The organism is Pontibacillus sp. ALD_SL1, from assembly GCF_017355605.1.
The window spans coordinates 84428-98700 of the sequence record NZ_CP062975.1 but is presented as its reverse complement, the minus strand read 5'-3'; the positions used below and the strand labels follow the sequence as shown (position 1 = coordinate 98700).

Genomic DNA, 14273 nt, shown 5'->3' with positions numbered 1-14273 from the left:
AGCAAAAAAGAAGAGGAGGAAGAGTGCGATGAAAACCGTTTTGTTATGTGGGTACTACGGATTTGGTAATGCAGGCGACGATGCCATTCTCCTTAGTCTGATCCAACAATTGCAAGAAGAGGGGTATACCCCTATTGTCCTGAGCGCAAAGCCCGCCATAAGTAAACAACTGTACGGGGTAGATTGTTATCATCGGTTCTCGCCACTCGCCGTTCATCAGGCTTTTAAGCGCTGCGACCGCCTGATTATGGGGGGCGGGACCCTGCTCCAGAGTGTGACAAGTTCCCGAAGTTTGCTCTATTATCTGTCCATTATGAGGCTCTCTTTCTTATACAGAAAACCTGTTTCGTTTATCGCCCAAGGAGGGGGGCCCTTTATGAATCATCGTTATGACCGCATGATCCGAGATACGCTGAACCGATGTGAGGAAATCTCTGTTCGGGACGAAACATCGCTCAAGCTTTACCGTTCCCTTGGCGTGACGCGACCCATCAGGTTAACGGAAGACCCCGTTCTTCATCTGAAGCTGACAGAACCACATCCTTACCCAAAACTACATTTTGATCATCCTCGTCCTCTGATTGGTATATCCGTTCGTTCGTGGGTGAATGATGCGATGTTGATAAAAGAAATGAAAGAAGCGTGCCTCCATTGGATTGACAGAGGGTTTAATATCGTGTTTATTCCCTTTCATCATCCACATGACGTACATATATCGAATGGGATTGCTTCAGAGCTTCCTGCTGGTTGCGTGCATGTCATTGAGGGAGAGCTTCCTGTTTTGTCGATTTTGACGCTGGTGGGAGATGTGGATGTATTGGTGGGGATGAGGCTTCACTCGTTAATTTTTGCTGCCAACCAATCGACCCCGTATGTCGGGGTATCCTATGACCCTAAAATTGATGCCTTTCTCGAGAGACATAACGAACATGCGGCCTGTTCTGCTGCCCACCCACAAGCCGAGAAATTAATACAGGCTGTGGAGAGGAAGGTGACGCATGGTTAAATTGTTGGGAATGAAGTTTACGAAAAAAACAACAGAGGAATGCGCATCGATGATTTGTGAATGGATGGAGGAAAACCAAAAAACAAAGCACATTATCACAGCTAATCCTGAAATGGTGATGAGGGCGAGAAGAGAGGCGGAGTTTAAGTCGATTGTCGCTGAAGCAGACCTTGTCACTCCTGACGGGATAGGGGTTGTCATTGCTTCCAGAATCAGAAAGGAACCACTCCGCGAACGAGTGGCGGGCATTGACCTTATTGAAACCCTTTTAACACTTCGGGAAACGAGAAAAATGGAAACACGCGTCTATTTACTTGGAGCAAAAGAACCTGTCACGGAAAAAGCGGCGGCAGCTCTTAAAGAACGCTACTCATATGTCAGGTTAGTTGGCAGCCACCATGGATTTTTTGGTGCTAACGAGGAACGAGGGATTGTGGAGGATATTGCAACCGCTTCGCCTCATTTACTTCTTGTGGCACTTGGTTCCCCGAAGCAGGAAGCGTTTATTTCTGCATACAAAAAAGAATGGCAACCGCTTGTGGCGATTGGGTGCGGCGGTACCCTTGATGTGCTTGCTGGAGAAGTGAAGCGGGCCCCTTTATGGGTACAGCGTATGGGGTGCGAGTGGTTATTTCGGTTAGGACAAAACCCATCGAGGTGGAGAAGGCAGCTTGATCTGTTTCGGTTCCTGTTCCTGGTTGTTACAAGGAGGCATTCATCATGATGACGACCTATATTCTCAGTCTTCTTTTAAGTTTTCTCTTAACGGTTTTATTTACGCCAATCGTTAAAACCATGGCCCTTCGATTTAATGTGATCGACCAGCCGAACGAGCGGAAAGTACACGGTTCACCTATTCCTCTAATGGGGGGAGTGGCCATTTACATGTCTTTTGTTCTGTCTTACGGGATTGTGGTATGGTTTACGGACATTGTGGCGACAAACGTAGGGTATGCCGTGATTATGGGAGGGGGCCTTCTTGTGTTTATCGGCATCATCGATGATCGGTTCGGCTTGAAACCGCGAACCAAGTTGATTGTTCAGGCCGCGGCTTCTCTCGTTGCAATGTATTTCGGGCTTCGGATTCAGCATCTATCCATTCCATTCCTATGGGAAGAACCGATTTATTTAGGATGGATCGGGGTGCCGATTACGTTATTTTGGATCATAGGCCTCACGAATGCTGTTAATCTGATTGATGGGCTGGACGGGTTATCGTCTGGTGTGTGTGGTATAGCGGGGGTTGCGTTATTTTTCTTTTCCCTGTCTGTTGGAAACAGCCTTGTTGCTTCTATGATGCTGCTGTTTATAGGAGCGATTTTCGGGTTCCTCGTTTTTAATTTTCACCCAGCCAGTATTTTTATGGGGGATTCGGGTTCCTTGTTTCTTGGTTATGCGCTTGCTGTTATCACTTTGCTCGAATTGAAACAAGCGACGCTCCTGGCATTTGTTATTCCGATTTTTATGTTGTCTGTTCCTGTTACAGATACACTTTATGCGATTGTGCGCCGAAAAATAAACAAGCAGCCGCTTGCTTCTCCTGATAAGAACCACCTGCACCACCGCTTGCTGGAAAAGGGACATTCTCATCGGCGAACGGTTCTCATCATTTATGCCATTAGCGCTTTGTTTGCTTCTTTATCCGTCCTGATTCTTCATGTTTCCTTCTTGACGGGGCTCCTTCTTGTAGGGTTTTATCTGTTGTTTTTTGAAATCTTCGCTGAAGTCAATGGCATGCTAGATGAACGGCACCGACCGCTTTCTGCGCTGATGAACCGACTTTTTAAATGGAGAAAGGGGGATCAATGATGAAACAACGCTGGATTCGCCTGTTGATTGTCGTTTTGGTCCTTTCATTTTTCGGTAGCCTGCCTGCTGTTGTAATCAAAGAGAGGGCTTTGAAGGAATCAGATACGGTTGGGTTTTCCATAGATGCACGAAGCGCCTGGAAGGAAAATGCATCCTTTCTTTTAAAAGAAGCCAAAGAAAGAGGTGTCACGTATGTCGGCATCCCTCCTAATACCCTCCGTTTGATGAAGGACACGGGGGAGGTGGAGGTGACAGAAGCGGGAGGAGCATTTCGGATTACCCCGACGCTCCCTGCTGAAAAAGATGAACTGGATCGTATTATTCGAATTCGTTTTGGAGATCAATCCCGTGAAGTGGGGGATAGCTTGGAAATATCAGTACCGTGGCCAGAAGCAAAAGATGAACCGCTCCATTATACAGATCATCAAATTGAAGCCTTCAAACAGTATAACCTTCCTCTTATGATAAGAATTCACGAGGCATGGCCTCACGAAAAGGAAGCTTTAGAGATGCTTGGAGAGGCAAAGGAAAAAGGGCTTCCTGTTGCTTTCCTTTCGTTTGACGGGGACGTGCCAGGGGTTCCTTCCCTTGTTTTTTTAGAAAAAGCAGGCCTGCCTGTTTCCTTGCGGGAGGACATGTTTGGGACCGATCCCCAACGAGGGGTTAAAACGTACGGCTTAGAAAACCCCGCAATGGTTACAAGAGCCTATCATATTGCGAACAGGATTCTAGGTAAATACTGGGACTCTCCTGATATTTTGGCAGGGCGCATCGCTTTAGCCACCTCAGACCGAACGCTCCGTCTGGTGACGCTTGAAGTGCCCAAAAACACAACGCCAACAAGCGAAGAATACTGGGGGGCTCTCACGTTATTTCAGGAGGCTGTGAAAAAAGAAGGGTTTGAGATAGGAGAACCTGAACCGCTCCGTTCATCACATTCCCTTTGGCGATCCCTGAGTATTGGGAGCGCCTATGTGTTCGCTCTTTCGATCCTGGGGATAATCGGATTTTTTATTCGCCCTGTTCTGTCCCCTGTGTTTTTGGGAGCTGGAGCTTTGTTTTTGTTTATGGTTCACAGCACGGGATGGTCATTAGGTGAGGCCTTATTCCCTCTTTTGTTCGCTGTTCTCATTCCTGTGATGGTAGTTCATGTGGTTTATGAGCGAGCCTCTCGCCAACATCCATTCCTTTTGTTTCTTTCTGTGAGCCTGTTCACGATTCTCTCTGCCACGGTGTTGTACAGCATGCACAGTGATATGGTTTATGCCCTTTATTTGAAGCAGTTCCGAGGTGTGCTGGCCATGCATGCCATCCCTGTACTGGCTTCTTTTATGTATGTGGCATGGCGACAAAGAGAAGGATTAAAAACCCTGACGTGGGCTTCGTTTAAGTGGTACCACGGTTTCCTTGTTCTTCTTGTTATGACAGCGGGAGCTTATTACTTAATGCGGACAGGTAATAACGGCTTTGTTTTAGATATTGAACGAGACATCAGAGCGTACTTGGAAGAAACCCTTCCTGCACGTCCACGGACAAAAGAGTTCCTGATTGGCCACCCTTTGTTGATCCTGGTTTTGTGCTTCTGGCGACAATCACGGTTGATGAAATGGCTCCTCCCGATTGCGATTATTGGCCAGGTTTCGATGGTCAATACCATGACCCATTTTCATACGCCGTATGAAATCTCCCTCCTTCGTTCCTTACTTGGGCTTGCGTTTGGGGTTCTTTTAGGAATAATGGCATGGGTTGTGGTGAAAGGATTTTTGGTTCTCGTTCGTTCGAAAAAGGAAAAGGATTCCAAAACATGCTCATAAAAAAAGGGGAGTAAACCTTGCTTCCCTTCTTGTTTTTTCTACAATAAAGGTGTTTTCTGCTCCATGTATGAGGGAGAGGGAATGTGAGGAGGGGTAATAATGACACGAGAAGAACTGCTTGGAAAACTTGATTCCGCTTTTGTTCAGGCACAGCAAGATCTGTCCCTCCATCGGGATGCGGATGAAGTGAAAAAATGTGTATCCCTGTTGCAACAGCATGTATCAGAAATACTAAAACGCCACGGACAAATGTAGTCCGTGGCTATTCTTGTTTAACGGTATACGACATTGTGTGTTCCCTGAGTGATTCGAACATTTCCCTTACTCCTTGATTCTCATGCTTATACGCATCGATACTTGATAAAATGTCTTCAATATGATGATGAAGCATCTTGTACACGTCTGCTGTTTCGTCCATTTCCTCCAGATGCCTGTCGGCTTCTTCTTTTGTTTCCGATAGTTGCTGATCCATCCTTCCGATGTCGCGCAATACGTGTTTGTTACGTGTGGTAACGGCATCAAAATAACTGGAAAGTTCGTTCATTTCCTTGTTTAACATTTGATAAACATGGGCTCCTTCCTTTGTTTTTTGTTTTTCCAAGGAAAGAGACTGTTGCACAGCATTCGCTTCTTTCTCAATTTCTTCTGCCATCTCGTGAATGGATGACGCGGCTTGAGTGGACTGCTCCGCCAATTGCCTGACTTCATCTGCCACGACGGCGAACCCTTTCCCCTGCTCTCCTGCTCGTTCGGCTTCAATTCTTGCATTTAAGGACAACAAATTGGTTTTTGACGAAATCGATTGGATCTCTTCGAGTGCCCCTGTGATAAGGGAGACCCTGGATTGAAATCGAGAAAACTTTTCTTGTAACGCATCAAACTGGGTTTCCATTTCTTTCATGTACTGCTCCACTTTTGCTGCTGCTTGTTGGTTATCCCCCATTTTGCTTTCGAGCCCTTCTGTATCTCGTATGGTTTCCTCGGCGAATTTCCCGAGGACAGAAGACTGTTCTGATAATCCTTTAAGGGAACGGGTAAAGGCTTGGAGGGTTTCGATGGTGATATGGAGACGTTGTTCGTTTTGAGACATAAGAGATTCGATGGTCGTCCCACTCGTCTCGATAACAAAAAACCGTTCTTTGTGGCTTAATAGAATCCCGTCCAATTCATCTGTCAGAGCTATAAGGTTTCGGAGATGCACGTTGTTTTCATGAATCATATGGTTTACGTGATGAGCAAGAGGTTCCATGTATCCTAATTTCTCGATGGAGATTTCATCAGACAGATCTTTTCTTGCAACTTTCCTGATATGTTCAATGACCGTGTTGGAAGGTCTGATGAATCTTGAGTACCCAACGAGATAAGCGAATACGAGCGTGATACTAACCGCCAGAATCAAACCAGTGATTCCGACCCCGATCCATTCGGAGGGGCGGGGTTGATCGTAGAAAGAAAAAGACAAAAGCGCTCCAGCTGTAAACCCAGCAGGGGAGACGAGAAGACCAGATCGGAACAGATACTTTTGTAAGGAGATAAGAGATTGGTTTTCGTTCATAGGATCACCTCTTCCCTCTGTATACCTTGTTGAGGGAGGGTTTTACAATGTTTTTTCTTTGTTTTTTTTCGGGTGACAGGACACATTGCCAATGCACCGAATAGTTCAAAAAGGGAGGAATCCTTATGAAAAAAAGAACCTTTATGATCATGGTCGGGATGTTGCTGCTTCCTAAAGCGGGGGACGGGTTTATAGAACCTTGTGAGAAAAAAGAGGTGCCTCATGAAATCCATGCTCTTTCCATTGAACGCTGCGGGAAATACACTACGCTGTATTACAATGACACGATGTTTTTGGATCGTTGGGTAGCAAAAGAAGCGGTTCAGATTTACTCAACAACAGAAGGCGGGTTTTGGTATTACACCCACCCGAACGAAAAACGTCTCATGTTCGGAAACCCGTATGAGACCATCACGTTTCCAAAAGGAGCCACTAATTTTGTGGTTCATCGTAATGATGAAATTAGCTACGAGCTAAGCGGAGAAACCTATTTCTACAATGATTGGACAAAAGAAACAAAACATAAAGCAACCCCCTGATTAAGGGTTGCTTTTGTACGGCCGAAACACTTCTCTGAAAGCATCCTCAGTAAACCCATCAGGGGGCTGGAGCCCTTTATAGATATATTCTGTCTCATTGATCCCGATGATAAGGAGAGGATCATGAGGACGTGCTTCAAAACAAAGGGTGAGCGTTTCGATCTTATAGACGTCTTTCGGACAAGAGAACGTGAATCGCTGTTTCAGATGCCCCCCTTTTTCCTTTGTGCACCGCCCGTAGCCAGTGGAAGGGGAGAATCGCAACGCCTTTACCACTTCCAGCGTTTTCATATACAAAGGATGAAACACGTCGACTTCATCCCGATCGGAACAGTTCTTTCCGTTTGGGATATGGACGATGGTCTCAATCGCCATTTTTTGTTCTTCCGTTGTCATAGGAGCGTGGAGAGGGACGGGAAACGAAAACGGAATCGTTCGATGTTCTCCCTCATGCACGATATCGATGACATCAATTTTATGACTTTCGATGGTTTCGCAGAGATAATGGGTCTCGGAATCAGGGTCATCTCGGTAATATTCCACAATGAGCTTGAGTTCGATTGTCGTAACAGGCTGGTCTGCTTTTCCGCCTGTGAGTTTAATCACACCTTTTGCCTCTTTTCCTGGTTGGATCGTTTCCTGATTCAGGACTGCATCCACTGTTGCTCCGCCTATTCCGATGGAGGATAACCACTTTTCGAACATGTCCTTCGCCTCCTTTTCCTCTTTTCTTCTTTCAAAAGCCCTTTATTCCTTATCTTTATTCCTGCGTGTGATGTGAAATGCCAGTAATGCTGAAAACGCAAGGGTCCACTGTGCAACCAGGAACGGGACGTGTGCAACCTGCTTCATCATGCAGCATTCCCTGTACCATACACCTGACTCATACACCATCATGAGCCCCTCCTGTTCATACGAGAATCCGAGCCAGAAGGACACACCCACATTCAGCAGGATGAAAACGAGAAATTTCCCCATACATCTCCCTCCTTTTCTCTTTACCTTTGTGAAAAAGAGGTGAAAATGCAAGGAACACGAGCGTTTTCTTTTCTCATGTTCACTGGGAAACCTCATATACTAGAGTTACGACAGACTCAAAGAGAGGGATAGTTATGAGAACAAAAAGACATCGCGCCATATTGCAAGCAGCAGGTTATCAGAAGCGGGGAGAGGAATATGTGAAAGCTGTATCCTGTGCAACTTGCTGGGGTACAGGATACAAACAAAGGGTAATAAATCGCGAATACTGCCAAAAGTGCGAAGGAACAGGAACGATACAACATGTGACGACGATCCTCTTTGAAAAATTGATTGCCGACATGGAAGAGCTTGATGAAACTCTGTATGCCACATGCAGGATGTGCGGAGGAATGGGCTTTACGCTTGATCATTCTGGAGATCCAGATGATTGTGCTAAGTGCGATTCTTCGGGTTTTCGCGGGGGAAATGTCGCAGCGTTGACTGTCGGGGATTATGTTCGTCAGTACATGAGAACCTACGCTAGAACATCGTAAACATGGCAGTACGAAAGACCCTCATAGCAGGGTCTTTCTTATTTAGTGAAGAATCGTCATAACAAGAGCCATCATCTTTCGCGGAGATTATACATAAACTAGAGATACGATAATCAAGAGAGGGGCATGAGCATGAAGACGACCAGACACCGAGCCATATTACAAGCAGCAGGGTATCATAAGCGGGGAGAGGAATACGTAAAATCAATCCCTTGTTTCACTTGCAGAGGAAAAGGAAATGTGAGCGGGTTCCTGGCAGAGGGTTCTTATCCTCATGTGAACACGTGGTATGACGTTGGAAGATGTCCTGATTGCAAGGGTACAGGAACCTTTAAGGATGTGACGACCGTTTCACTGGAAAAAGCGTTTACCCATCATCCGAAAATAGATGAGAGTCTGTTCCAACCCTGTGCGTGGTGCAGCGGAAGCGGAACGGAGCGCGCCCATATCAGTGACACGGGCTACGATTGCCCTGATTGCGAAGGGACGGGAATGGCGGGGGGGCGACACGCCGAAGCCCTCTTCGATCAACAAATCGACAACATGTATCGAAAATACGCCAGGAGTTCCTAGCAAAAAGCTTCCCAAACACGGGAGGCTTTTCTTATGGATGCGATCATTGATTCTGTTATGGCATCAGTGAAGTCGGCATGAGGGGGTCTTGGTTCCTTGATAAGGATTCGTTTCGTTTTTCGGCAAAGAAGAGGAAAAGGAGTGATGTGACATGCAAAAGCATATGAAAAGAATAACCATGGGTCTTGCTTCCCTGATTCCTTACTTCCTCATAACCTCCATGGTCATGATGATGGACGAATTCATGCCGATGCCTTACATCATTGGACCTCTACTGGCTCTTGTAACGGTATACGGGACAGGTTTTGTGGTTGAACGGGTCACGGCATACAGAAAAGAAGCGGAAAAAGGAGGGGCATAATCATGGAAGTATGGATTGTTTATGAAGGGGACCCTTATGACACCCGTAATTTCGTCAGACAGGTATTCACGAGCGAAGAAGATGGAAAAACCTATATGGAATCTATTTTAAAGCTGGAAGGGAAGCACTTGTGGATGGATTCCCGTCCGCTTATTTCTTACGGGGATAAGGATCCTGATGTGGTCGTTCAGCACTACATTCATGTGGCCGATTATAAATACGGGAAAATGCCAATTGTAACGCTTGAGACGAGGGAACGCATGAGAGAAGATGTTCCTGGCAACATGAGCGTGTTTGCTGGAAAAGGAAGCATACATGTGTGGATGGCTTTTCCTGAAAAGAAAGAATTGAACGAGGAGAAAGCGTTTCGTCTGTTCGATGAAATACGGGAGGAGTTAACATCTGAGGATTTGAATAACATCGATACCAACCATTCACGACAAGCCTTATTTAAGCGGTTTGAAACGAAACTTCACCAACTTTTTAAATCATAAGAGCCCTCATATGAGGGCTCTTATTGCTCGTTACGCTTCGTTCTTATGCTCTTCCCATAATCGTTTCAGGTTCCTGAGCTCTCCCTGAAGCAGTTTCTCGGAAGCGCCCAGTTCCATCAATTTTTCTAATCGCTCGATACTTTTCGTGATCCGTTCCTCATTCTTCTATGTTTCCACCCCCTCATCCTTATTGGGGTCTCAGAATAAGATTTCTTTCAAGTATTATTAAAGTTTTTTGAGAATAGAAGGCGGGAGGCGCTGCAAAACGCAACCCGTTTCTCGCAAACTGTTTCGCTTTGCAGCGACAACAAAAAAAGTGCTCATGAAAGGGAGTGAAAACCATTGTTATATGCATTGAAAAACGTTTTTTATAGAGTGAAGTTTTTCTTGGAAATGTTGGGAGAAAACAAAAGCATTAATTGACTAGTATTGGGGGCATGTGCTGGATTCCTGGCTTTATCATGGGTAGGAGCTATTTATATGATTTATTGCCTTTTGTATAACCAAGAACCATTTTTCTCTCCGTTGATTGGGATAAGCTAACCTCGACTTTCGCTATCATGTCTTTTCTTCTCTTCTGGAACAGAGATGTTACCAAACGGAACGGGCAATAGTGAAATCAGGATCCATTTTGCTCTTTTTCCGAATGGATCGCTGATGTGGGCCACAAACGCTTTATCTGCTTCTGTCCTGAGGACGACAAACCGACTTCCTCCAAGCAGAAGGCAATCCCCTTTTTTAATCATATTCCCACCTCTTTTTTTGTATAGTGTATCATGACTTTCTCTTGAACGCTTTCCTTCTGCCAGATTATATTCAGGGAAGAAGAGAGAGTGTGATACAATAAATGGAATACAGAGGACAGAGGTGGGAATATGATAGCTGTTGGGATGACGTACATGATCATGGGGGTCCCTTATTTTTTGGTGGATGCACTTTCTTTGAATGTGAACGAAGTGTGGAAAAAGATTAATCTCACGTTATGGAAATGTGGCGTGATGACGCTTGCTTTTGGAATTATGAACTGGGTATTTCCGAATCCCTTCTGGTATATCGGCTTGGTTGTATCAGTTGGCTGGCTCTCGTTCACGGCACTCGAAGTGGCCAACAGGTTAATGAGTGACCCTGAAAACCTCTAGACCAGCAAAGAGCGCTCTTTCCTTGCCTTTTTTGACGGTTTTCCATAGTCTCTGAGCGCACCAGAAGGAGGAGAGGGTCGTGCGCGCAGTTATTCAGAAGGTCAAAGAGAGAGGATACAGTGTATTTCGTTCTCATTCTGGAATCATTGTGGTGGATCCCAATCGGAAAAGACGTTATCTTACTGAAAAAGAATTTTCACAATGGGCTCAAAGCGTCCTGTCAGAATGGAAACGAAAATAAAGGAGACAAAACCATGTTGCGGATACATGGTTTTTTTGTGCGGAAAAGGACATTTCCAAGAAAATCAGAAAATACTAATAGAGTAATGTTAAGAATTTGTAAATCTTTCAAAAGCGGAGGAGGGGGATCGTGGAAGCGAAAGAATTTAAAGAGTCTGATGATTTTCGATGGGCTTCCTTCTCTGTAAAGTTGAGGGAAGAGGTCATACGAATGGTTGATGAGAGGCGAATCAAAACCACGAACGAATTGGAATCGTTTTGCGAACGACGAATTCAGTCATTCATGGGCAAGGACCAATCAGAAGCCATTCTGTATGTGTACAAATGGACGATCATACACGGCTTAATTAGAAGTTTGGAACGGAAGAACCACCGTCTTCATACGGTGCACTAAGCGCGACAAAAAAAGGGGGGGAGTATTTATGAAATGGGTATATCGACTGCTTCTTGGTTTCGGGGTATTGGTGTTAGCTGCTTGTTCAGGAACAAGCGATAACGAACATAAAGAGCCAAACGAAACAAAGGAAGAAAATGTTACGGAAGCAGTAGCGGCTTCACTTCAAAAGAACGGGTCCACTGTCACCTACACGCTCAGCAATCATACGGATAAAGACATCACGTTACCATTCTCTTCTTCACAGCGGTATGATTATGCGATCGAGAAAGACGGAGAGACTTTGTTCACACTAGGCAGCGTCTCCACTTATGTGAGGGAAGAGGGAGAGGAAAGATTGATGGGAACGGAACCCCTTTCCTATACATTTGATATTCGGGAAGCGGATCTTGAATCTGGTGTGTATCATCTGCGTGTTTGGATGACGACGTCAGATGGTCCGAAGTATGAAAACGGCATGAACTTTGAAATCGAGTAGCCTCAGGGGCTGCTTTTTTTGTCATCTTTGGCCAGAAGACCCCCTCTTCAAATTCCTAAGAAATTAAGAGGGGGGGGATGAATGGCTGAGGATAGTTCAATTTATCTCTCTAATTGATGGACAAAAACGGGATCATCGTTATAATCCTAGAAAAATAAGAAACTAGGAGTGTTATTATGTTCAGACCTGTGATGACGAAGAAAGACCATCAATTATTTAATGCGATTTGGGACTCCGTTGCAAGAGAGAGCCGATTCAAAACGACAGAAGCAACAGGCAACGAACAACGTTTTCTGTTACTTGATGAATCTGGAAGAGAATTGGGTACGGCTGAATTTGCTCGTTACACCCCATATGGACACAGTTTACTACGCGGATACAAATCATATGATGAACATCCAAAGCTTCGTTCTCTGAAAGGAAATGTCTTTGAAATCGCAAAGCTTGGCATTCAAAAAGGCATGCGAAATAAAGGCTATTTCAAACACATGATGGTACTTATGAATCACCTGGCTACGACTCAAAAGGTCGATTATTTTGTCGCTGTGGTAGATTCGAAACTAGTCCGCATGGTTGAACGCGTTGGAATTAAAATGGATGTTTTTGATGAATTAATCGAAACGGATCATTTTACCTTGTATCCAGTCATTCTGAACGTAAGAAAATTGCGCAAGAATCCATTTATAAGATTTGTGCTATACAGACTAAACAAAAGGACAATTGAAACCGCTAAGAAGGCATAACGATTTATGCTTTCTTTTTTTATGCGTTAAAAGGTTGCTTGGTGATCGCGTCTTGTGTAATGTGCGCTTAAAAGGAGGGTGGTGTTTTATGCAAGTCGATAACATCATTCATCGGAGAAACCGCCTATTAGTATTTTGGATCGGGTGGGGCGGATTTCTTTTAGATTTATTGTTCAACCTTCTCTTTAAAAATGATGCCAGTCGCATTTATATGATTGTATGTTTTGGGTTATTGACACTTATACCACTTTCTATCATGGTGTACAGGGAAATTTATGTTCGGCTGACGATGTATCTTGGGACGATTGCGCTAGTCATCATCCTTTCTGTCATCAACCTCACGTATGATCAATCAGGGCAGATGGCACTGTTTAACTGTCTTCTTTTAATGATGATTCCTGCTTTATCCACATTGTACTCTGACATCAAAAACATCTATTTAGCGACAATCACCTCTATGCTTTCATTTATTTACCTTATATATACCAATACATCTTCTGCATTTCCACAAGCTTCCCTTTTCATGATCCCTGCTTACGCTACTCCCTTCATCCTTATGGGGATCGCCTTCATTGTTCAAGCGGATTACAACCATAAGTTAATAAACGCGTCAAAAGAAAACGAACAAAATGCCAAACTAGAAAAAGAAAAAGCGGAGTTTGCCTACAAGAACATTAAAGCGAATGCAGATATATTGCATGAATTTAGTGAGAATTTAAAACACAAGGTGTTTCAGACCAACGAGAATTCACAAGAACTTTCCTCTCAGCTGGAACAGATCCGTTCTGCTTTGAAAATTCAAAACCAGGCCCTGAATGAAAATACGAAAAATGTCGAGGGGATCACAAGAGACATGATCACCCTAAAAGAGGCCTCTTATGAGATGAAAGGATCAACGGAAGGGTCGGCTGGTGAGATTCAGGATGCTCGCGAAAAAATCGAACATCACTTAACGATTATGAAAAAAATGCACCAATTTATGAAAGAAAATACGTCCATGACCCAGGAACTGGAACGGGATTCGGAACAAATTGGGACCATCATTGAAACGATCGATCGGGTATCAGAACAAACGAACCTGCTTGCGTTAAATGCTTCGATTGAAGCAGCACGCGCAGGAGAACACGGTAAAGGGTTTGCAGTCGTAGCGAATGAAATCCGCAAACTGGCAGAAGAAACCGCTCACTCAACGGGTCAGATAGCTGCTATTTTGCATAATTTGAAACAAAAAGCAGGCGCGACCAATAAAGGCATGAACCATACCCGCATCCAGCTTGAATCCTCAGAAAATACATTAGAACAAGTTCAGCAGGCTTTCCGATCCATTTGGGAAAACAACGAGAATATCAAAAAGAAGACCTCGGATGTGGATGACAGAATCGTGAACGTTACGTATTCAAGCGAAGAGATTTCAACATCCTTCCAGGAAATCGATACGCTTTCAAACGAAAACGAGGAAAGTATATCTGCTCTTTATGAAATTCTGAAGGAAGTATTAGATCTGTTCCACGTTGTAGCAAGTGAATTTGATGAACTGCAAGAACAGAGCGAAAACATTCACAAAGGAAACTAGAAATCGTTTCCTTTTTTTTCATAACTCTAATAAGACCTCAT

At 44.4% G+C, this 14273-nt stretch carries 20 protein-coding genes; 16 read left to right on the top strand and 4 right to left on the bottom strand.

The genetic code is table 11. From position 1 onward, the window contains the following. The first annotated feature begins 28 nt into the window (after positions 1-28). From csaB to IMZ31_RS19455, 5 genes are all read left to right on the top strand, one after another. Complete coding sequence (csaB, locus tag IMZ31_RS19475) at positions 29-1006, top strand: polysaccharide pyruvyl transferase CsaB (RefSeq protein ID WP_207531195.1); 978 nt, start codon at positions 29-31, stop codon at positions 1004-1006. Beyond that, a complete protein-coding gene (locus tag IMZ31_RS19470) occupies positions 999-1730 on the top strand; it encodes a WecB/TagA/CpsF family glycosyltransferase (protein WP_207531194.1) in 732 nt (243 codons plus the stop codon). The genes csaB and IMZ31_RS19470 overlap by 8 nt, the downstream gene beginning before the upstream one ends. Continuing rightward, entirely contained in the window at positions 1727-2815 is a 1089-nt protein-coding gene (locus tag IMZ31_RS19465) for a glycosyltransferase family 4 protein (RefSeq protein ID WP_207531193.1), read from the top strand. Before IMZ31_RS19470 ends, IMZ31_RS19465 begins: the two co-directional genes overlap by 4 nt. Beyond that, positions 2815-4629 carry a DUF5693 family protein gene (locus IMZ31_RS19460; protein WP_207531192.1) on the top strand — a complete coding sequence of 605 codons (1815 nt, stop codon included), beginning with the start codon at positions 2815-2817 and terminating at the stop codon, positions 4627-4629. Before IMZ31_RS19465 ends, IMZ31_RS19460 begins: the two co-directional genes overlap by 1 nt. Before the next feature lie 99 nt (positions 4630-4728). Beyond that, on the top strand, positions 4729-4884 hold the full coding sequence (locus tag IMZ31_RS19455; RefSeq protein ID WP_207531191.1) for a hypothetical protein: 156 nt from the start codon (positions 4729-4731) through the stop codon (positions 4882-4884). A 7-nt stretch (positions 4885-4891) separates the two neighbouring features. On the opposite strand, the gene IMZ31_RS24790 is transcribed toward IMZ31_RS19455, so the two are convergent. Then, positions 4892-5521 carry a methyl-accepting chemotaxis protein gene (locus tag IMZ31_RS24790; protein ID WP_242705758.1) on the bottom strand — a complete coding sequence of 210 codons (630 nt, stop codon included), beginning with the start codon at positions 5519-5521 and terminating at the stop codon, positions 4892-4894. 788 nt (positions 5522-6309) lie between these two features. On the opposite strand from IMZ31_RS24790, the gene IMZ31_RS19445 reads away from it, so the two are divergent. Further along, the gene (locus IMZ31_RS19445) at positions 6310-6723 is read left to right on the top strand and encodes a hypothetical protein (protein WP_207531189.1); all 414 of its coding nucleotides are present in this window, start codon (positions 6310-6312) and stop codon (positions 6721-6723) included. Here IMZ31_RS19445 and IMZ31_RS19440 read toward each other — a convergent pair whose 3' ends face one another. Both IMZ31_RS19440 and IMZ31_RS19435 read right to left on the bottom strand, forming a co-directional pair. After that, positions 6724-7428 carry a sporulation protein gene (locus IMZ31_RS19440; RefSeq protein WP_207531188.1) on the bottom strand — a complete coding sequence of 235 codons (705 nt, stop codon included), beginning with the start codon at positions 7426-7428 and terminating at the stop codon, positions 6724-6726. Positions 7429-7470: 42 nt separating this feature from the next. Continuing rightward, positions 7471-7701 (bottom strand): hypothetical protein, encoded by a 231-nt coding sequence (locus IMZ31_RS19435; RefSeq protein WP_207531187.1) that lies wholly within the window; start codon positions 7699-7701, stop codon positions 7471-7473. A 134-nt stretch (positions 7702-7835) separates the two neighbouring features. On the opposite strand from IMZ31_RS19435, the gene IMZ31_RS19430 reads away from it, so the two are divergent. The 4 genes from IMZ31_RS19430 to IMZ31_RS19415 all read left to right on the top strand — a co-directional run bounded on the left by IMZ31_RS19430 (position 7836) and on the right by IMZ31_RS19415 (position 9665). Next, positions 7836-8237, top strand: a complete 402-nt coding sequence (locus IMZ31_RS19430; RefSeq protein WP_207531186.1) for a hypothetical protein — start codon at positions 7836-7838, stop codon at positions 8235-8237. 132 nt (positions 8238-8369) lie between these two features. Next, entirely contained in the window at positions 8370-8810 is a 441-nt protein-coding gene (locus IMZ31_RS19425) for a hypothetical protein (RefSeq protein WP_207531185.1), read from the top strand. Between the two features lie 151 nt (positions 8811-8961). After that, the gene (locus IMZ31_RS19420) at positions 8962-9171 is read left to right on the top strand and encodes a hypothetical protein (protein ID WP_207531184.1); all 210 of its coding nucleotides are present in this window, start codon (positions 8962-8964) and stop codon (positions 9169-9171) included. Positions 9172-9173: 2 nt separating this feature from the next. Next, entirely contained in the window at positions 9174-9665 is a 492-nt protein-coding gene (locus tag IMZ31_RS19415) for a hypothetical protein (protein WP_207531183.1), read from the top strand. A gap of 539 nt (positions 9666-10204) precedes the next feature. On the opposite strand, the gene IMZ31_RS19410 is transcribed toward IMZ31_RS19415, so the two are convergent. Next, the gene (locus tag IMZ31_RS19410; protein WP_207531182.1) at positions 10205-10411 is read right to left on the bottom strand and encodes a hypothetical protein; all 207 of its coding nucleotides are present in this window, start codon (positions 10409-10411) and stop codon (positions 10205-10207) included. Between the two features lie 129 nt (positions 10412-10540). Here IMZ31_RS19410 and IMZ31_RS19405 point away from each other — a divergent pair, with 129 nt between their 5' ends. The 6 genes from IMZ31_RS19405 (at position 10541) to IMZ31_RS19380 (ending at position 14232) form a co-directional block, all read left to right on the top strand. Beyond that, positions 10541-10804, top strand: a complete 264-nt coding sequence (locus IMZ31_RS19405) for a hypothetical protein (protein ID WP_207531181.1) — start codon at positions 10541-10543, stop codon at positions 10802-10804. 79 nt (positions 10805-10883) lie between these two features. Further along, a complete protein-coding gene (locus IMZ31_RS19400) occupies positions 10884-11045 on the top strand; it encodes a hypothetical protein (RefSeq protein WP_207531180.1) in 162 nt (53 codons plus the stop codon). A gap of 129 nt (positions 11046-11174) precedes the next feature. Continuing rightward, positions 11175-11438 (top strand): hypothetical protein, encoded by a 264-nt coding sequence (locus IMZ31_RS19395; protein WP_207531179.1) that lies wholly within the window; start codon positions 11175-11177, stop codon positions 11436-11438. Positions 11439-11466: 28 nt separating this feature from the next. After that, positions 11467-11916, top strand: a complete 450-nt coding sequence (locus tag IMZ31_RS19390) for a BsuPI-related putative proteinase inhibitor (protein WP_207531178.1) — start codon at positions 11467-11469, stop codon at positions 11914-11916. A 176-nt stretch (positions 11917-12092) separates the two neighbouring features. Then, a complete protein-coding gene (locus IMZ31_RS19385) occupies positions 12093-12659 on the top strand; it encodes a hypothetical protein (RefSeq protein WP_207531177.1) in 567 nt (188 codons plus the stop codon). An 88-nt stretch (positions 12660-12747) separates the two neighbouring features. Next, positions 12748-14232, top strand: coding sequence for a methyl-accepting chemotaxis protein (locus IMZ31_RS19380; RefSeq protein ID WP_207531176.1), 1485 nt, complete (start codon positions 12748-12750; stop codon positions 14230-14232). The last annotated feature ends 41 nt before the right edge of the window (positions 14233-14273 follow it).